The sequence below is a fragment of the Streptomyces sp. NPDC001914 genome (genome assembly GCF_042891215.1).
Classification (GTDB): domain Bacteria; phylum Actinomycetota; class Actinomycetes; order Streptomycetales; family Streptomycetaceae; genus Streptomyces.
On the sequence record NZ_JBIASW010000014.1, the window covers coordinates 151,402 to 170,612 of the forward strand.

The following is a 19,211-nucleotide window of genomic DNA, read 5'->3' on the forward strand; positions in this document are numbered from 1 at the left end:
CCGGCTGACCGGCCATCACGTCGTGCCGTGTGCGGCGGAGATGCCCAGCCGCTCGGCCCACCGCGCCTCCGGCGACCAGAAGTGCGAGCCGCCGGTGGAGCCCGTTCCGCCGGAGCCGCCGGCCGTGACCGGACGGTGGTCCCGGCCGGTGAGCCGGAACCCCACGGAGTAGGTCCGGGTGACCGAGCCGTTGGCCGAGGTCACCTCGACGGTGCGGCCGACGAATCGGGATCCGGTCGACGACAGGACCGGGCTTCCGTCGGTGACCCGCACCCGCGCGCCGGACGCGGCCGGTACGGCGGAGACGGCCGGGATCCTCTTGCCGTTCGGCCAGTCGACGACGTACGTGGACACCTCCGGATCGAAGCCGTCGATCGGGACGCCCCCGACCCTGATCGCGTCGGCGTCGGCGACACTCGCCTTCGTGGCATCCGCGAAGTCGGTGACCGTGACCGACCCGTCGGCGCCCACGACCACGTGTGCCGCCATCGCGGCCGCCAGGTTGATCCGCTGCCAGCTCGCTCCGCCCTCCGCGGTGAGGTCCAGCGGATATCCGGAGTCCGTCGCGGTCTGCTCCAGGACCTGGGTGCGCTGCTCGGTGGTGAGGTCCGGGAAGGCCGTGATCAGCAGAGCCGCCGCGTCGGCCGGTGCCCTGAGCGTCTGCCCGGGCTTCGCCACCTGGGAGAACCCGTAGGTCAGGCGCCGCGTGTACAGGTCGACCTGCTGTCTCGTGCTCAGGCCGGCGTAGGAGCCGCCCGCGCAGGCCGTGAGGGTGTCGCCGTATCCCTGCTGCTCGCACCGGGCGAGCAGCACGTTCTCGATCTCGGTGTGGGCCTGCGTCAGCAGCTTCCGGAATTCGGGGTCCGCCCACCGGTGTGCCACGGTGGCCTGTCCCGTGATGCGGCCGCCCATGACGTCCAGCGGGTAGTGGAACCCGAGGACGACACGGTTGTCCCCGTACTCCGAGGTGCGCGCGAGGATCGACGGCGCCAGTTCCGGCAGGAGCGTGGCGAGGACGGTCCCGGCCTCGTAGCCGCCGTAGGTGTGGCCGCTCGGGTAGGAGCCGCTGGTGGCGAGACTGCCGTAGGAGCCGTCCTGCGACTCGTAGACGGCGCCGCCGCCACCGACGAACCCGAGTCGCACGTACGGGCGTTGGTAGCCGTAGTGGTTCTTCGCCGCGTCGACCCCGTCGAGGCCCTTGGTGACGCGCGAGAACAGGGCGCTCGTCTTGGGCAGCCGGCCGCCGCTCAGGGCCTCGCTGTAGATCTGTCCGAGTCTGGCGCCGAGGCCGTCGGCCATCGTGACCGTGGCGCTGTTCGTCGCGTCGACCTCGGCGCGGTCCACGTCCTTCTGCGTGGCGGCGTTGTTGATGGCCACGGCGGTCCGGTCGTTCTCAGCGGTGGGTGAAGTGCCCTTCGCCACCTTGGTGTTGGTGCCGAGAATGCCGGTGTTCAGGTCGTCGACACCCTTGAGAAGGCTTTCGAAGTAGTCGTTCCCGTCGCCGGTCGTCGGCCAACTGTCGGACGGGTAGGACGCGTTCAGGGTGCCGTCCGGGAAGGGGGACGGTTCGTACGTCGGGTCGGAGACGTCCGCCGCGGCCGTGGCCGTCTCCGCGGTGGGCGTGACCGTGTCGGGGTCGGCCGAGGTGCCGGCCAGGGTGACCGCGGTGACGGTCGCCGTATGCGCCTTCGCCTTGCCGGTGGTCGTGATGAGGGCGGTGTCCGTCGTGGCGGGAAGGTGCGCGGTGGTTCCGTCGCCGAGGGCCACGGTGTAGCCGATGACCGGGAATCCGCCGTCGCCGGCCGGCCGCCAGGTCACGCGGACCCGCTTGCCGTCCGTCATCACGCTGGTCACGGCCGGCTTCTGCGGCTTGCCGCCGCCGGTCACGACGAGCGCGGTGGCGGGGCTCGGCAGCGAGCGGCCGACGGCGTTCACCGCCCGGACGCGGGCCGTGTACGACCTGCCGTCGCCCAGCCATGTGAACGTCGTGCGCCGGCTGTCAGGATCGTGGATCTCGACCTGGTGGCCGTCGTCGAGGGTGACCTCGTAGCCGGTGACCGGCGAACCGCCGGTGTCCCCGGGCGCGGACCAGGCGACGGTCACGCTCGTGCCGGAGGAGGCCGCCGACACGGCGCCGGGCGCGGCGGGCACCGCCTTGGGCCTGGTGGTGAGCGCGGCCCGGGCGTGGTCGAGCGCGGCATACCGTGCCGTCAGGGTCTCGTCGGTGGCCGAGTCGTCCGCGATCGCGGCCTTCGCCTCGGCGAGCGCGTCGGTGAAGGCCGTCCAGGACGCTTCCGTGTAGCGGTCGTCGTCGAGGACCGACGTGATCGCGACCAGGTTCTCCAGCCTCAGCCGCGGGAGCGGGACCAACTGCCGGGCGGCGAGGGTGAGACCGCGGGTCTGGGTGTCGACCTCCAGTTGAGTCACGGCGTCGGCTTCGACGAGCGTGCGCGCGGCGGCGAGTTCACGCCGGTACACACCGAAGTCGATGGTGTCGTAGCGCTCCGCGGACGCGGAGAGTCCCGCGTACTGGTCGATCGCCTTCCGCAGGGCGGACTTCTCCGTGACGGCGGGCGTCTCGACATGCGTGAAGGTGATCCGCCCCAGGTTCGCGACGTACGGGTGCGAGGAGTCCGGCGTGGTCACCAGGCGCAGATGGACGGCATGCGTGCCGGTGATCGCTCTGGGCAGGGTCAGGCTCGTCGTCCCTCCCGAAGACCAGGCGGCACCGGTGACCGGCAGGGGGATGGTCGCGTACGGCGTCCCCGGCGCGGCCGCGTCGAAGGAGCCGAGGTAGAGCTGGACGGCCGAACCGGTGCCGCAGCGTGCGGAGTTGTTGACGTACGTGATCGTGACGGCGCTCTTCGCGGAGCCGCCGAAGCGGATGTCGCCGTAGTCGAGCCAGGCTCCGTCGTAGGTGCCGCCGAGGTCGGTGGTGGACCCCGCGCCGGTCCAGCCGACCGGCTCGCTCTTGAGACCCCCGCCGCTGTTGGAGCGGAACGCGGTGGCATCGAACGCCACGGGGGCGTCGGCTTCCTGAGTGAACGTCAGGGAGTAGACGTTGGCGACGTAGGGCTGCGAGGTGGTCTGTGTGCTGGAGACGAAGTCGGCGTACACGTCCTGGACGCCGCTGAAGACGCCCGGATCGAGTCGCACGGTCGTGGTGGCGACGGTTCCCCAGCCCGATCCGCTGTACTCGAGCGGGATCTCGACGTTCTTCGGGCCGTCCTTCGAACCGAGGTGCAGCTCGATGTGCCCGTCCGACGCCGCCCGTGACCGGGGCTTGTCGTAGCGGACGGTGACCGTGTCGGCGCCGTCACCGAGGCCGGTGTCCTTCCACTCGGCCCACGCGCCGTCGGTCGTGTTCTCGAAGATGCCGTTCGCGAGGTTGAGCGGGAGCGAACCGCCGCCGGTCGTGGTGCTGTTGGGCGCGGTCAGCGTGGCGAGCGTGGTCCCGGAGGACGCGGACACCTCGTACGGGGAGAACTGGTACCTGTCGAAGTTCGACACCCACGGCTGCCCGGGCGGCGCGTGGAAGACGAACGTCACGCTCGACGCGTCCAGCAGCGCCTCCGGGTCGGTGACGGCCGCCTGCACGGTGCTGTAGTACTGCCATCCGCCGGTTCCGGGGAGCTGGACGCTCGCGACGAGGGGACCGTCGGCGGCTCCGGCGTGGATGTCGACGCTGCTCGGTTTCGCCGTGGTGGCCTGGGAGTTGGCGTAGCGGACCGAGACGCTGCGCGGTGCGACCCCGCCGAAGTCCAGTCCGGTGAACCGTTCCCACGACCCTTCGGTGACGCCGCCGAGGTCGCCGTCCGAGTAGTACGCCTCGCTCACCAGGCTGGGGCCCTCCTTCTGGTCGGGGTCCTCGGCCTGCAGGACGGCGTAGCCGCCCTCGTCGATGGTGAGCGCGTCGGCGGCGGACCGCAGCGCGTCGTCCGCGGCCATGATCGTGCCCGTCGCGGAGGCGGTGTCCGAGAGGACCGTCCGCGCGCGCTCGAGCGCGGACCGGAACACATTCCATGAGCCGTCGGAGTAGTTGCCGGTGCGTACCAGTGAGGCCTGGTCGACGAACGCGCCGAGCGTCTTGCGATGCACCGCGGCAGCGGAGAGGAGGAGCGGGTCGGTCGGCGAAATGCCGGTGCCGCGCACCGTGGAGGCCCGCACGCCGTGGGCGAAGGCCGCGTCCTGGAACGTGATGCCGAAGCGGGCGTCGGTCTCCGTGCCGCCACCGAGTGACAGCGTCGCCGTACGCGAGCCGGTGACGCGGAGGTCCGCCGTGACACCGCCCGGCAGGCCCGTCACGGTCGCCGCCCCCGTTCTCGTCAGGCTGGTGCCCTTGCGGGCGGCGAACTCCGCCGGGCCGGACAGGGTGAGCTTCACGCCGCCGTCGACGGTGCCGTCCTCGCGCGTGGCGACAGTGCGGGGGTCGGCTGAGACGACGGTGTCGCCCCGGCCCGTTCCGGTGCCGCCGCCCGTGTCGCCCGCGTCGGTGTTCAGCGAGTAGCCGGGCTTCGTCTTCCCTCCCCACGAGGAGGGCTTGGGGCCCATGGTGAACTTCAGGGTCCCGCCGGAGACGACCTGCGAGTAGTCGAGCCAAGTGTTGCCGAACCGTGCGCCGTTGAGGGTCGCGCTCTGCACGTAGTAGTTCTCGGGCGACACTCCCTCGGCCTTGACCGTGAACCGGGCGCCGTTCGCGTAGCGGATCGTCGTGGAGTCGAAGAACGGACTGCCGATCTGGAACTGGCTGGAACCGGCGGTCACCGGGAACAGGCCCAGGGCGGCAGCGACGAACATCGTCGACATGGTGCCGGCGTCGTTGTCCATGGTCGGCAGGAAGCCCTTGGGGGAGAGCTTGTAGACCTGGGTCCTGACCGGCGGGCGGAACTCGCCTCCGGAGCTGGGGACTTCGTTCGAGGAGCCGGTCGCGATATAGCGATTCCAGGTGGTGCCGGTGTAGATGGCGCGCACCCACTTCTGCGTCAGGCTCGGCTCACCGACATAGTTGAAGAGGTACGGGGCCTGCAGGTCGATCTCGTTCGCGTTGGAGTGCAGCATCGCCGAACCGTCGTCGGCGCCGGCGTCCTCGCCGAACATGTGCTCCACGGCGGCCCGGCCCGCCTTCGCGCCGCCCATGGCCTCGACGAGACCGCCCATGTCGTAGGCGTCGTACCAGTGGTACTGCCAGAGCGTGCCCTGGTAGAGGCCCGCGGCCTCGAACTTCTCGTGGTCCGCGCTCTGCCAGTCGCCGTTCGCGGCGCGCGGGCTGAGCAGACCGACCCCGGTGCCGTCGGCCGCGGTCCAGGCGCCGGACTTCACGAGGTTGTCGATCGCCATGGTCGACTGAGTCCGCAGCTTCTTCGCGTCCGCCGCCTTGCCGAGCGCGTCGGCGATGACGGAGAGCGCCCACTGGTCGTAGCCGCGCTGGACGGTCGTACCGGGATCCCCGGTGACGTAACCCTGCCGCAGTTGCGCCCCCGTGTAGTACCCGGAGTACGACAGCAGCGCGGGGTAGGCCTCGTCGAGCCGGTCGAAGTCCTCGTAGCCCTTGGACAGCGCGTCGGCGACCAGCACGGCCGAGCGCTCCCACCGCACGGTCGGGACCGAGTGGGTGAGACCGCCCGGGTTCTTGCCGGCGGTGTGCGCGTCGGCGAAGAGCTCGATGAGCGACTGCACCATGTCCCGGTAGGTCGCCGGGTCGATGTACGCCTCGACCGAGTACTTGCGGAAGTCGTCCCACGTGGACCAACCGTCGTAGTACGTGAAGCCGTTCGCCGTGTGGACCGCTCCGTCCACGCCGCGGTACGTGCCGCTGGTGCTCGTGGCGTTCACCGGCAGCGCGTACATGCGGTAGAGGTGCGTGTAGAACTCCTTGGTCAGGGTGGACCCGGGATCGGACGTGGCGGAGGCCCGTACGTCAACGGCGCCGAGCGTGCGGTTCCAGTCAGCCCTCGTCTGCGCGCGTGCCTGGTCGAAGGTGAGGTGACCCACCTCGTTCCGCTGGTCGGTCGCGGCCTGTTCGGCGCTGATCGGCGAGAGGGTGACACGCAGTTCGATGTCGTCCGCAGATGCCTTGTCGAACGCGAGGACGACACCCGTGTCGGTGCCTCCCTGCGTGGTGGCGTCGCTCAGCCTGCCGTCGTCGCCCCAGCTCCGAAGCGAGGTCACGGGGACGTTCGTGGTGGCCTGGTAGTACAGCTGGTACGCGGCGCCGTTGAAGGACCCCGCGACGAGGCCGCCGATCGACGTGGTCCCGTCCGGGAGCGTCGTGGCCTTCAGAGTGGAGCGGGTGCGGCTGGTGAAGTTGTTCGCCAGGTCGAGGACGAGCTCGGGGTCCGATCCGGCGGGGAAGCTGTACCGCTCCAGCGCCGTGCGCGTCGTCGCGGTCACCTCGGCCCTGACCGTGCCGGAGCCCTGCGTCACCGACGACCCGGTTCCGGACAGGGCCCCGAGCCCCACCTGGTAGGAGCCGGGCGTCGCGCTCTCGTCGTCGTGGCTGTAGGCATGGGCGTACGTGCTGGGGGCGGGGCGCTTGTCGTACCGGACGGACGTCGGGACCACGAGCAGGTCGCCACCGCCCCCCGAGCCGCCGACGCCGTCGAGGTTCGTGGTGGTGAACCCGGCTATGTGGTCCTCGTCGTAGTCGTACCCCGAGTGGTTCCGGTCCGGCGTGGTCATCGGGTTGACCTTGGCCAGACCGTGCGGCGCCTGGGCACCCGGCAGGTCGTTGCCGTCGTCGCCGGCGGTCGACACGAAGGGGTCGACGAGCTTCGTGTAGTCCGTGCCGTCGGATGTCCCACCGGCCTCCGCGGACGTGACGGGGAGGGGTGTCGCGGCGGCCGTACCGACGCCCGGCGCGGCGAGGGCGAGCGCCCAGGTGAGCAGTACGACGACTGTCGCGCGCAGCGGACGGCGGCCGCGCCGGGCGGTCGCCGGAGGGATCACGCGGGGCACGGGGGGACGGGATCTGTCGGGCACGTAACCTCTCCAGCGTCGCTCATACGCACAACACGGTCCGGCCGCAACCGGAAGACAACGTTGTCAACCCAGGTGCCGAATGCGCAGCCCGGGGTGAGACGGCAGTGGACACACAGAATGACACTCCTGCGCCGGATTGCACCCTGTCGTGTTCACGATCGCCCGCCATCAGACACGGAGAAGGCGTACGGCGGGCGAACGACGTGCGTACGGAGGGAGCGCTTCGGACGCCGCGACGGCCGTGAGCGCCTGTCGGCAGCGCCGGAGTCGGAACCCCGGACTCGGAACCCCGGTGTCGGACCCTCGGGCTCGCGCCTTCGCACTTGGACCCTCGAACTCGGACCCTCGGACTCGGGGCCACGACCCTGGCACCCCGGCAGCCGAGGTCACCGGCGGCGTGGCAGAGTATGCGTGTGCCCACCACTGATGCTGCCCGCGCGACCGACGCCGTCGATGTCTCCCGTGCCGTGGACGCGGCCGACGCCGCCCACGACGAGCCTGGTCACGTCATCGACCTGCGCAGCGACACCGTGACCCGGCCCGGCGCGGAGATGCGCCGGGCGATGGCCGCGGCCGAGGTCGGTGACGACGTCTTCGGCGACGATCCGACCGTCAACGCGCTGCAGGAGCGGATCGCCGGGGTGCTCGGATTCGAGGCCGCGCTGTTCGTCTCCTCGGGCACGCAGAGCAACTTGTGCGCTCTGCTGACCCATTGTGGCCGCGGGGACGAGTACATCGCCGGCCAGATGGCCCACATGTACCGGTGGGAGGGCGGCGGCGCCGCCGTGCTCGGCGGCATCCAGCCCCAGCCGCTGCCGCACCGCGAGGACGGGACCCTGGACCCGCTGGACATCGCGGCGGCCGTGAAGCCGGACGACTCGCACTTCGCCCGCACCCGGTTGCTCTGCCTGGAGAACACCATCGGCGGCCGGGCCGTGTCGATGGACTACCTGAAGACCGCCACGCACGTGGCGCGCGAGCACGGGCTCGCCACGCACCTGGACGGGGCGCGGCTGTTCAACGCCGCGGTGGCCGCCGGGGGCGATCCGTACGAGCAGGCACGGCTGATCGCCGGCCACTTCGACAGTGTGTCGGTCTGCTTCAGCAAGGGCCTGGGCGCGCCGGTCGGTTCGGCGCTCGTGGGATCGCGGGAGTTCGTGGCCGAGGCGCGGCGCTGGCGCAAGGTCCTGGGCGGCGGGATGCGCCAGGCGGGCGTGCTCGCGGCCGCGGCACGGTACGCGCTCGACCACCAGGTGACACGGCTCGCCGACGACCACGCGCACGCCGCGGTGTTCGCCGAGGGGCTGAGGGACGTCGAGGGCCTGACCATGGAGCCGAGCGGGACCAACATGGTCTTCGCCCAATCCGCCCCCGGCGTCGAGACCGACGAGGTGCGCGACCGGCTGGCCCGTCGTGGCCTGCTCTGTGCGGGATACCCGGGCCAACTGCGGTTCGTGTTCCACCTGGACGTGACACGTGCCGACACGGAACGCGCGGTGCGGATCGTGCGCGAGACCATGACGGAGCTGGCAACCGGCTGATTCCCCGGGGCTGTTGGCTCACCTGCTCAGAGGGGCTCCGCCCGGGCGCGTGTGGCGGCGATGCGTCCTTCCACCGGCAGGTGAGGGCCTGCGCGTTGGGGGATGGGTCAGTCCACCGGCCATGTATGGACTGGTGCGTTGAGGTGCATGTAGTCGATGTACTGCCGCGTCATGCGCCGCAGCGCCTCGTGACGGCCGCAGTGGTCCGTCGCCTCGAAGCGGTGCAGCATCTCCTTCTGCCAGACCGCGCCGTTGCGCGCGGTGACGCACCGCTGCTCGATGATCCCGAGCAGCGGCTCCCGCCAGGCCGCGTCCATTCCCGAGTGCTCCAGGCCCTGGTGCGCGAGCGGCAGCAGTCGTCGCAGGACGAGTTCGGGCACCGGCACCTCACCGACTCCGGGCCAGTACAGGCGGGCGTCGATGCCGTGCCGTGCCGCGGCGTGCAGATTGTCCTCGGCGGCCGAGAAGGACATCCGTGACCACACCGGCCGGTCCTCCTCCACGAGCGCGCGGGTCAATCCGTAGTAGAAGGCGCCGTTGGCGAGGGTGTCGGCGACCGTCGGGCCCGCGGGCAGTACGCGGTTCTCCACCCTCAGGTGCGGCCTGCCCCTGGCGACGGCGTAGACCGGACGGTTCCACCGGTAGATCGTGCCGTTGTGCAAGGTGAGTTCGGACAGCTCCGGGGTGTCCCCCCGATCCAGCGTCTGCGTCGGATCCTGGTCCTCGCACAACGGCAGCAGCGCCGGGAAGTAGCGCACGTTCTCCTCGAAGAGATCGAAGACGCTGTTGATCCACCGCTCCCCGAACCAGACCCGGGGTCGTACGCCCTGCGCCTTGATCTCCTGCGGGCGGGTGTCCGTCGCCTGCTCGAAGAGCGGGATGCGGGTCTCGTGCGCCAGCTCCTTGCCGAACAGGAAGGGCGAGTTGGCCGCCAGCGCGACCTGGATTCCGGCGATCGCCTGCGCCGCGTTCCAGTAGTCGGCGAACTCCTCGGGAGACACCTGGAGATGGAACTGCGTACTCGTGCAGGCGGCCTCCGGCGTGATGGTGTCCGCGTAGGTCCGCAGCCGGTCGACCCCGTCCACCTCGATGAGCAGGTCCTCGCCGCGGGCCGCGAAGACCTGTTCGTTGATCAGCCGGTAGCGGGCGTTCTCCGACAGGGCTTCCGGTCCGACGTCCGACTCCCGCAGGGTGGGCAGGATGCCGATCATGATCAGATGCACGCCGATCGTCCTGGCGCGTTCGTCGGCGTGGTTCAGGGCGGCGCGGATCTCCTCCTCCCAGGCGTCGGGGCCACCCGCGATCAGCCGCCGGGGCGGAATGTTGATCTCCAGGTTGAACCGGCCCAGCTCGGTGTCCCAGGCGGGATCCGCGATGGCGTCGAGCACGTCGGCGTTCCGCATCGTCGGCTCGGCCTCGGTGTCCGTCAGGTTCAGCTCGATCTCCAGGCCCACCTGAGGACGTTCCACGTCGAACCGGGACTCCCGCAGCATCTGTGCGAAGGCGTCGAGGCAGTCCTGCATCTTGATCCGGTAACGGCGCCGGTCCTCGCGGGTGAACACCAGCGCCGGAACGTCGCGTCCCATCGGCCCTCCCGGTGGCCCCACGGATACCTCTTGCATCCAGCGTCGCACCATGGGGCGGGTCTGACCATGCGGAGGGCCCTCCGCGCCGTGACGGGGGCCTGCCGCAGGAGCCACACACGGTCGCCATTCCGCTTCGCCGGGTGACTGTCGGCGGGTCGCCGGTCGCACCCGGGCGGAAGATCTCCGTGCGCGGGCCTCCGGCCGCCACCCCTGCTCCCGTCACCCGCCGAAGCCGTCGGCCGGCGGCCGCATGAGGTGGAGGCCGTCGCCCCACGCGTCCAGCACCTCGCCGTGTCCGGCCGCCCGGGCCGCCGTCTCGACGCGGGCGAACAGGCGCCGTTGCAGGGAGACGTCACCCGTGGCCGAGACGCGGTCCACGGCACGGAGCAGCGCGTCGGTGTCCCAGCCCGGCAGCGGGTTCCGGGCGAGCTCCCAGCTCAGGTACTTGTTGTAGGGCCGGGGGCGGCGGTCGAGTGCGAAGAGCAGTTCGAGCAGGAACCGTACGCCGTCGGCGGCGTCGAGGCGGGCGGCCAGAGCTTGACCGTCGCGGTGGTTCTTGACGGAGCGGTAGTGGGAGTTGGCGTAGGCGTCGAGCCACGTGGCGGAGTTCCGGAACGCCTCGCCGGCCGTCAGCCGCGACCGGTCGGCGAGGATGCGGGCGATGCCCCCGTCGAGCCGGTCGAGCACGACCCGGGCACGCGCGAGGGCGTAGCGCTCCCAGTCCGGCATCGCGGCTCCACGGAACTCGGTGAGCGTGACGACGACGAGGTCGAGCCCGGTGCCGAGGTTACGCGCGAACCGGGGCGGATCGGTCGCGGTGCCGTCCGCGAGGACCACGTACAGATCGTGGTCGGAGTACGGGGTGACCATGCCGTCGTGGGCCCGGGACCCCTTGAGGACGAGGCCGACGACGGCCGGATCGGCGGCGGCGCGCTCGACGAACGCGTCGTACGCGAGGGACTGTTGGGTGTTCATGGGTGCGGAACTCCGGTGGGGTGATGACGGGCATGCCTGCCGGGGCGACCCCGTGACGAGGCGCCCGTACCGTCCGCGGCGGCACTGGGCCAGGGCCGCCGCCTGGAGGATCAACGCACGGCCGGACTGTATCGCCCGGGCGGTGCCCGCTCCACCCGGCCGTGGCCGGGACCGGTATGCCGGCCGTGACGCATGGGGACCGGCCGAATCCATCGGTTTCGCCTGTGACATCAGATGCCGGAGGCTGCTTGATGAGCCGGACGAGGTCGATTCGGGGGCGAATCCCGTGCTGCGCATCCACTTCACGCCAGAGGACTTCACCCGTATCCGGGTGGCCGGTACTCCCGACCCGCTCTGGGAGATCACCTGCAGCCTGCACAGACTCCAGACCACGCGCGGACGTTGGGCGTACGCCGACTGGTACCGCACCACCCGGGGCACCCTCGCGGGCACCGGACTCGGCGCCGCGGTCCGGCAACTCCTCGTCCCTGTCCTGCCCCGAGCGCGGTACCTCCCCGACTTCCTCACCCCGCACGAGTCCGCCGACGGCCTGGACCGGGGACTGGCGGCGATCGTCGACACGCCGCCCGCCCGCGTCGCCCGCGAGGTGCGCACGCTCGACCGGCTCAGCGGAGCCCCGTCCTGGGCGCCCAGACTGGTGGAACGCGGCACCCGCGAGGAGCTGGCGAAGGCCCTGCGCGCCTACCACGAAGCCGTCGTCGCACCCCACCTCGACCGCATCTGCGCCGGAATCGCGGGGGAGCGGGTGCTGCGGGCCCGCCAGACCCTCGACGCCGGCATCGACGGGCTGCTCGCGGGGCTGTCACCGCTGATGCGCTGGCATCCACCGGTCCTCCACGTCGAGTACGTGGAGGACCGGGACCTGTATCTCGGCGGTCGCGGACTGCGCCTCGTCCCGTCGTACTTCTGCTGGCAGTCCCCGATCTCACTGGCCGACGACACCCTGCCCCCGGTGCTGGTCTACCCGCTGCACGACTCCCGGCCGCCCACCGCGGTGTCGGCCGACGACGCCCCGCTCGCCGCGCTGCTGGGCCGGACCCGTGCCGCCGCCCTGCGCTCCCTCGCCCTCGGCGCCACCACCTCGGAGCTGGCACGCTTCCTCGGAGTGGCGCCCTCCACCGCCACGCATCACACCACGGTCCTGCGCGACGCCGGTCTGATCACCAGCCGACGGTGGCACAACACGGTGCTGCACACCCTCACCCCGCTGGGGGCGGCCATGCTCCGGCGGGCACCCGCCGCCTCCTGAACCGCACAGGCCACGCACGTCGACTTCCGGTCATGACGCACGACTCGCGGCAGGACCGGCCCGTCCCGATCCGTCCCACGCGTCACGTCGGTCCCGCGGACACCGCTGGAGTAAGGAACTCCGCCGCCCGGCCGGGGACTTTCGAGCCCGTTCGAAGGTCGTGGTCCGCGCCGGGCCCGCTCTGCGAGCGTCTGCGGCGTGCACTCCGGACGCGGCAGCCGCTGCCCGCCCGGACCCACGGTCGTGCCCATGGACGTGGGTACGACCGAAGACCGGAGAAGACCGAAAAGGGGAAGCATGACCCGCATGACCAGGGGAATCGTCGCCGGCGCGTTCGCGCTCGTGTCCGCCGCGACCTGTCTGACGCTCGCTCCCGCGGCCTCCGCCGCCCCGCAGGCCTGCGTGACCACCACGCTCACCACCGGGGGCAACGAAGGCGTGGGGACGATCCGCTACAAGTCCGCGAGCAGCAGCTGCGGCGACCTCAACCTCACCTACTCGGACGACTCGACCTCCCCGTACGGGGACTACTACGCCGGCCGGCTGCGCAACTCCAGCGGCGTCTGGCACACCTGCAACAAGGGCTACGTCTGGGCCTCCGACGGCAGTCACAGCGTCAACGAGTCCAAGTACTGGCTGTGCACCGACGTCAACGACAACACCCCGTTCACGGTGGCGAGCCAGCTCGACGGCGGCGACTCCGTCAAGATCACGAACTGACCGGGTCCCGCGCACCGCGGGCCCGGTTCCCGAGTCGCACGGGGTGCCGTCGGCGCAGGCCGACGGCGCCCCGCCCGGGGGGAAAGCACGAGAGCGAAGGAGATGGGGGAGTGGTTCGGATGGTGCGTCGGGTCGACGAGCGTCGGTCGCCGGACCGGGGCGGGCGTCGGTCCCGTACCGGAGCACTCATGTGGCCCCCACGACCGGGGCGAGGCCGTGCCGCGGGGCGGTTCGCCGTCGTGGCCGCCGCCGCTCTGCTCACCGCGGCGTGCTCGGCCGACACCGTGTCGCCGACAGGCCCGTCCCCGGCGGGGCGTGTGTCCGCCGCCCGCCTCAGCACCGCCCTGCCGGACGACCCGGTCCGCATGGTCCTGCCCGCGACCGGTGCCGAGACCCGCTGGACCCAGGGACTGGACGTCTTCGTACGACAAGAGGCGCGCGCCGCCGCGGCACGGTGTGCCCAGGAGCACGAAACCACCCTGCCCGAACAGGCCCCGGTCACCTTCATCCGGTACTACGAACTGCCCGACCTTGTCTTCGTCGCCCGCCACGGGCTGAGCGACAGCGCCACGGTCCCCGCCGCGACGCCCGGCACCGCAACGACTGGTGGGAGCGGAAGCCGGGACGGAGGACGCGTGGGGAGCGGGGCCGGTGAGAGGGGGGCTTCCGGTTCCGCGGCCGAGGTGCGTCGTTGCCTGGCCGAGGGAACCGCCGCCGCCACCGAGCTGCGCACGTCCTACGCCACACTCCAGGGGCAGTGGTTCGACACGCTCGTCTCCCTGCGCCGCGATCCTGCCGTGGTGCGGGCCCTGCGCACCCTGCCGGGCTGCCTGTCAGGACACGGGATCCGGGTCCGCGACGAGAACGGCTTCTTCGCCCTCGCCGACACACAGGACCAGACCGCCGCTCCCGACCGGCTGCCCGCCGTCCAGCGCGCCCTCGGCAGCGCGTACGCCGACTGCATGCGCCCCGTCGAGGCCGTCCGCGAACCGGCGCGGCTGCGGCTGCGCGCCCGATTCCTCGACGACCACGCCACCGAGGTGCGCACACTGCGCAAGTCCCTCGTACCGTCACTCCACCAGGCCACCAAGAAGAACGGGGTGCGCCTCGTCTTCCCCGCGCCGTGACCACCGGGCCGGAGTCGCCTCAGACGGTGATGACGACCTTCGAGCGGGCGTGCTCCTCTTCGAGATAGCGGATCGCCTCGGGCACTTCGCTCAGCGGGTACGTGCGGTCGATGACGGCGGTGAGCCTGCCGGAGTCGGCGAGTTCCCTCAGAACAGCCAGGTTCTCCTGGCTCGGCGCCGCCGCGAGGACGAACAGCCGGTGGCGGCTGAAGCGTGACATCAGCTGCCCCCTGATGAGCAGACTCATCGGCCCGACGACACTCCCGCCCTCGAATACGCCCCCACCGGAGAGAACGAGTGTCCCCGTGGGCTTCAGCACCCGGCGGAACGCGGTCAACGAGTGGTTCCCGACCAGGTCGAACACGAGGTCGTACCGCCGTCCGTTCCGGGTGAAGTCCTCCTGGGTGTAGTCGACGAGGTGATCCGCGCCCAGCGACCGGACCAGTTCGGTGTTTCTCGTACTGCACACACCGGTGACCTCCGCGCCGAACGCCTTGGCGATCTGTACCGCGAACGTGCCGACCCCGCCCGACGCGCCGTTGATCAGCACCTCCTGCCCAGGCTGGACCTGTCCGAGGTCACGCAGGCCCATCAGCGCGGTGTTCGCCGCCAGCGGTAGCGCGGCCGCCTGTTCGAACGACAGCGCGGTGGGCTTCGGTTCCACCGCGCTCTCCTGGGCGCACACGTACTCGGCGAACGCGGCATCCGCTTCGCCGAACACCTCGTCGCCGGGACGGAACCGTTTAACGGCCCTGCCCACCGCTTCCACCCGGCCCGCGAAGTCGGTGCCCCGGATCTTCACCTTGGGGCCGCGCACCCCGAGTCCGAGGCGCGCCAGGTACGGATCACCTCGTACGAAGTGCCAGTCGCGGGCGTTGACCGAGGCCGCGTGGACGCGAACCAGGACCTCGTGGTCGGCGACGGCCGGCGTGTCGACCTCTCTGAGTTCCAGGACGTCGGGTGAGCCGTACCGTTCCTGGGCGATCGCCTTCATCGGGCCTCCGAAGCGCACGGGTTCGGTGCGGAATGGATCGGCTGACCGGGAGTTCAGCACCACTGACGATGCTAGACAAGCGCCCGCGGCACGGATATCGGGGCGAATCCCTAGGTGACGCAACGGGGTTGGGGCGGGGGTGCTTCCCCGTGCCCCGACGCCGGTCGTGTGCTGTCACGGAGACCGCTCACCGAAGGCACGGCCTCGCCGTGACCGACGCCAGACTCCGGGCCCGGGCCGCCCGGCCACCTGTGCCTCGTCGCCGGGAGCATGCGGGTGTGGCGATGGCCCGACTCGGAACGATGGATCGGCCTGACGATCGGCCAAGCCGACCCGGAGCGGCAGTTCCAACTCCTGGCGGCCGTCGGGCTGGTGTCCTGGCGCCAGGAGGCTACGGAGCGTCCTTCCGCAACACCGCGAGAAGGCGGTCGAGATCTCCGCGTGCCGTGTACGTGCGGATCGGGTCGATGTAGTCGCGTGACTCGATGATCCGGCCCTCCCGGACGCGCATGACGAAGACGCAGGGCACCTTGGCCGCGGAGCCGTCCGGAGACGTGAACTCGTAGGCGAACTCGGCGACGATCACTTCAGGGTCGGCGGTCTCGTGGACGACGACATCGACGACCCGCCTCTTCGGCAGGGACTCCCGCGCTTCCGGCGGCACCGTGAAGTGCTCCTGGAGCGCACGCCGACTCGTCAACGGTTCCGACTCCGGCGTCGCCATCGGATGGCGGACATCGGTGACCTCGCCGTACAGACCGGGCAACTCGTCGAAGTTCGCGTCGGCGACCCCGTGAACAAGCCGGAGAAACACCTCGCGCGGACTCGGACCCACAAGACCTCCCCAGGCGGTACGCACATGCGGCAAGTGACCATTGTCCCCTGCCGATCGCCCGGCGTGCGGCCTGTCTCGACCACGGGCCTCGCGTCGGCCCGGCCGACCGCGCTTCCTGTGCCACCACCGCATCCAGGCTCGGGCCGTCGAGGCGGACGGACCGGAGGCCGTCCGGCGTTCCGGGCTGCGCCCGACGTACACCCCCGCCGTGCTGATCACCCGTGGCAGGATCGACGAGCAACTGGGGAAGATCGCCCGCCTCGCCCCGGTCGACGAACGCCGCAAAGCCTTCCGGCTGCTGATCGCTGTGCTCGCCGTCGCGGACGAACGGCGTCGCGAGCGCTTCTGCTCCGACGGGTGCGGTCACTGGTGGCATCGGCTGGCACCGTGACCGGGCCCGCCGACGTGGCCTGCGGCGTGCCAAGGCGGCGTGCGGCGATCGGCTCAGCGACACCACCCGGGCGGGCGACGGTGCGGCACGAGCGGTTGCGCGGTTCCTACGGTCGTGTTCGAACCCAACGGACAAACGCGAAGGAACGATCTGTGAGCCGCACAGTTGCCAGGGCCGCCGCACTGCTCGTCTCCGCCCTCGTCGCCCTGCCGGGCACGGCCGCCGTCGCGGCCGACAAGGGCGACGGTCCCCTGATCGTCATCAACAACGTGAACCAGCGCGCGGACGGCGACATCTTCAACGTCGGCCACGACAACGTCGTCGGCTCCGGAAACGGGAACGGGGCCCAGGCGTCGGGCGTCGGCGCCCCGGGCGCGACCACGGCGGCGGTACGCATCATCTCGGGCAGCCGCCTGCCGTTCGACGGAGTGCGGCTCGCCTCGCAGGACGGCAGCGGCGAATACCCCGCCGTCATCTACCCGAACTACAGCGTCATCGTCCCGATCGACGGTCCCTCCACGGCCCTGTACCGCTCCGAGGGCGACGCCGGGCAGGTCCGCGTCACGGCGACCGTCGAGACGGACGGCAAGGTGAAGCCGGCGTGCGCCGCCGAGGGCAACCTGACCTGCCGTGTCGACTACGACGCGCAGGGACAGTACCTCGTCATCGACGGCCGCTGACGGAACGAGGACGGCGGCGGGGCCGCGCACCTCGGCCGCGCCGGGACGGCCCCGCCACCGCACCGCCCGACAGCACTTCATCTTCCGCCCGTTGCAATGAGGGGAACGCCCATGGGGCTCGACACCGCGCGTGCCGCCAAGTCGACCGGCACGACACGCAGGACCGCGATCCGGGGAGTCATGGCGGCGGGCCTGGCCGCGGGACTGGGCGTCCGGCCGACCCCGGCCGACGCGGCGGGAGCGGCGCCATCGGTGGCGGCGAACGGCTGGCAGGGATTCGCCGCCCGGGTGCGGGACGAGTTCGCCGCCATGGGCCTGGCCGGCGGGGCCGTCGCCGTGGTCAGCAGGGACCGGGTACTGCTCACCCTGCCGCTCGGCGTCCGCGACATCGAGAGCCGCATCCCGGTCACCCCGTCGACCCGGTTCCTCGTCGCCTCCACGACCAAGTCGATGACCTCGCTGCTCACCGCGACCTACGTCGACCGGCGCCAACTGGCCTGGGACCAGCGGGCCGTGGACGCCTGGCCGGGCTTCAGGGCCCCGACCGATCGGCTCACGCGCTCCCTGAAGGTCCGCGACCTGCTCGGTATGGCCACCGGCATCGACGAACCGACCGCCCTGTCCGGCCTCCACGAAGGAGACCCGACAGCACCGCAGTTGCTCCGGTCGCTGGTCACCCTCCCGGTGGTGGCGCCGCCCGACACCAGCTACCACTACAACAACACGGTTTACTCCGTGGGCGGTTACCTCCCCCTGCTCGCCTCCGGCGTGACCGGCGACGACCTCACCGGCACGTTCGCCGACGAGATGAGGAGCAGGGTGTACGGGCCGACGGGCATGACCGGCGCCCGGATCGCCGACGACCCCCGGGGACTGGTCACCGACTTCATGCGCGGCTACGTACCCGACCTCACCGGCGCCAACACGCCGCTCGCCTACGGGCCGGTCGGCAGCTACGCCCCGGCCGGCGGCACGCTCGCCTCACTCGACGACATGGCCGCCTACGTCCGTCTGCAACTGCGGCGCGGTATCTCCGTGGACGGCCGCCGTGTGGTGTCGGCCAAGAACCTCGCCGAGTGCTGGAAGCCGCACATCCCGGTCCCCGTCTCGCCGGAGTTCGACCCGGACGTCACCACGTCCGGATACGGGATGGGCTGGATCCGCAACCGGTTCCGCGACGGCACCTCGCTGATCTGGCACAACGGCGGAATCGACGGCTTCACCTCGTACATCGGGTTCCTGCCCGAACGTGACCTCGGACTCGTCGTGCTCAACGCCATGAACCCGACCCCGACAGGACCCTACTTCTACCTCTACGTCCTCAACCTTCTGCTGAGCGAACGGTTCGGCCTCAACAACGGCGTCCCGGCGAAGGCCCACGCCGCCTACCTCGCCGCCCTTGAGGACCTGCGCGCCCTCGGCCGGCAGACCGCGCCGACCGACCCGGGCGCCACCGCACCGTACCTGGGCTACTACGAGGGCGGATACCGCCTCACGCGCGACGGACGGAACCTGAGCCTCCACCTCGGCCCCCGCACCCTGCCGCTCGGCATCCTGCCCGACGGCAGCTATGTGGTGACCGGCGGACTGCTCGTCGGGAGCAAGGTGCTCCTCACCCGGGACGTCGACGGCACACCCCGTATCGAGGTGGTCGGCTTCGAGACGGTCCGCCGTACCGTCGGGCCGTAGACGCCCCACGAGCAGCCCCGACGGGGAGCGACCGGCTCAGCGCGCGGACACCCCGTCAGTGCTGCCCCGTGTCGATCACGCAGAAGCGATTGCCGTCGGGATCGGCGAGGACGACGAAGTCGGCGTCGTCCGGATAGTGATCCCAGTCGACGCGCCGCGCGCCCAGGGACACCAGCCGCTCGACCTCGGCGGCCTGGTCGGCGGCGTCCCCGGCGTACAGATCGAGGTGGATCCGCGGGTGCTCCTGTACGGGCGTCTCGCTGAGGCCGAGTGACAGCCGCACCCCGGCTCCGTCAGCGGGCACCAGCACCACCCAGTCGTCCTCCGGCTCGTCGCGCGGGACGTAACCCAGGGCCTCCGTCCAGAAGGCGGCCGCTCGCGGCACGTCCGACACACCGATGACGACGGAACCGACGCTCAGCATG

The 19,211-nt window shown here is 71.3% G+C and carries 13 protein-coding genes; 7 read left to right on the forward strand and 6 right to left on the reverse strand.

Going from position 1 to position 19,211, the window contains the following annotated elements; all coding sequences use genetic code 11:
• Positions 1–15 precede the first annotated feature (15 nt).
• Positions 16–6,945 carry a glycoside hydrolase domain-containing protein gene (locus ACFYYF_RS31925; RefSeq protein ID WP_388781004.1) on the reverse strand — a complete coding sequence of 2,310 codons (6,930 nt, stop codon included), beginning with the start codon at positions 6,943–6,945 and terminating at the stop codon, positions 16–18.
• A gap of 446 nt (positions 6,946–7,391) precedes the next feature.
• Here ACFYYF_RS31925 and ltaE point away from each other — a divergent pair, with 446 nt between their 5' ends.
• Complete coding sequence (ltaE, locus tag ACFYYF_RS31930) at positions 7,392–8,519, forward strand: low-specificity L-threonine aldolase (protein WP_388780954.1); 1,128 nt, start codon at positions 7,392–7,394, stop codon at positions 8,517–8,519.
• 107 nt (positions 8,520–8,626) lie between these two features.
• Here ltaE and ACFYYF_RS31935 read toward each other — a convergent pair whose 3' ends face one another.
• On the reverse strand, positions 8,627–10,105 hold the full coding sequence (locus ACFYYF_RS31935; protein WP_361690337.1) for a glutamate--cysteine ligase: 1,479 nt from the start codon (positions 10,103–10,105) through the stop codon (positions 8,627–8,629).
• Between the two features lie 219 nt (positions 10,106–10,324).
• Positions 10,325–11,080: a hypothetical protein gene (locus tag ACFYYF_RS31940; RefSeq protein WP_388780955.1), complete on the reverse strand. Its 756-nt coding sequence runs from the start codon at positions 11,078–11,080 to the stop codon at positions 10,325–10,327.
• 286 nt (positions 11,081–11,366) lie between these two features.
• On the opposite strand from ACFYYF_RS31940, the gene ACFYYF_RS31945 reads away from it, so the two are divergent.
• From ACFYYF_RS31945 to ACFYYF_RS31955, 3 genes are all read left to right on the forward strand, one after another.
• Positions 11,367–12,350, forward strand: coding sequence for an ArsR/SmtB family transcription factor (locus tag ACFYYF_RS31945; protein ID WP_388780956.1), 984 nt, complete (start codon positions 11,367–11,369; stop codon positions 12,348–12,350).
• A 306-nt stretch (positions 12,351–12,656) separates the two neighbouring features.
• Complete coding sequence (locus ACFYYF_RS31950) at positions 12,657–13,070, forward strand: hypothetical protein (protein WP_388780957.1); 414 nt, start codon at positions 12,657–12,659, stop codon at positions 13,068–13,070.
• Positions 13,071–13,309: 239 nt separating this feature from the next.
• Positions 13,310–14,197, forward strand: a complete 888-nt coding sequence (locus tag ACFYYF_RS31955) for a hypothetical protein (RefSeq protein WP_388780958.1) — start codon at positions 13,310–13,312, stop codon at positions 14,195–14,197.
• Between the two features lie 19 nt (positions 14,198–14,216).
• Here the strand turns inward: ACFYYF_RS31955 and ACFYYF_RS31960 are convergent, their stop codons facing one another.
• Together ACFYYF_RS31960 and ACFYYF_RS31965 are read right to left on the reverse strand one after the other, a co-directional pair.
• Complete coding sequence (locus ACFYYF_RS31960) at positions 14,217–15,191, reverse strand: NAD(P)-dependent alcohol dehydrogenase (protein WP_388780959.1); 975 nt, start codon at positions 15,189–15,191, stop codon at positions 14,217–14,219.
• A gap of 391 nt (positions 15,192–15,582) precedes the next feature.
• Positions 15,583–16,026, reverse strand: coding sequence for a nuclear transport factor 2 family protein (locus tag ACFYYF_RS31965; RefSeq protein ID WP_388780960.1), 444 nt, complete (start codon positions 16,024–16,026; stop codon positions 15,583–15,585).
• 40 nt (positions 16,027–16,066) lie between these two features.
• On the opposite strand from ACFYYF_RS31965, the gene ACFYYF_RS31970 reads away from it, so the two are divergent.
• The 3 genes from ACFYYF_RS31970 to ACFYYF_RS31980 all read left to right on the forward strand — a co-directional run bounded on the left by ACFYYF_RS31970 (position 16,067) and on the right by ACFYYF_RS31980 (position 18,786).
• Positions 16,067–16,417, forward strand: a complete 351-nt coding sequence (locus ACFYYF_RS31970) for a DUF5958 family protein (RefSeq protein WP_388780961.1) — start codon at positions 16,067–16,069, stop codon at positions 16,415–16,417.
• A 152-nt stretch (positions 16,418–16,569) separates the two neighbouring features.
• Positions 16,570–17,097, forward strand: coding sequence for a hypothetical protein (locus tag ACFYYF_RS31975; RefSeq protein ID WP_388780962.1), 528 nt, complete (start codon positions 16,570–16,572; stop codon positions 17,095–17,097).
• 111 nt (positions 17,098–17,208) lie between these two features.
• Positions 17,209–18,786: a serine hydrolase domain-containing protein gene (locus ACFYYF_RS31980; protein WP_388780963.1), complete on the forward strand. Its 1,578-nt coding sequence runs from the start codon at positions 17,209–17,211 to the stop codon at positions 18,784–18,786.
• A 55-nt stretch (positions 18,787–18,841) separates the two neighbouring features.
• Here ACFYYF_RS31980 and ACFYYF_RS31985 read toward each other — a convergent pair whose 3' ends face one another.
• Positions 18,842–19,210, reverse strand: coding sequence for a VOC family protein (locus ACFYYF_RS31985; RefSeq protein WP_388780964.1), 369 nt, complete (start codon positions 19,208–19,210; stop codon positions 18,842–18,844).
• Between the last annotated feature and the right edge of the window lies 1 nt (position 19,211).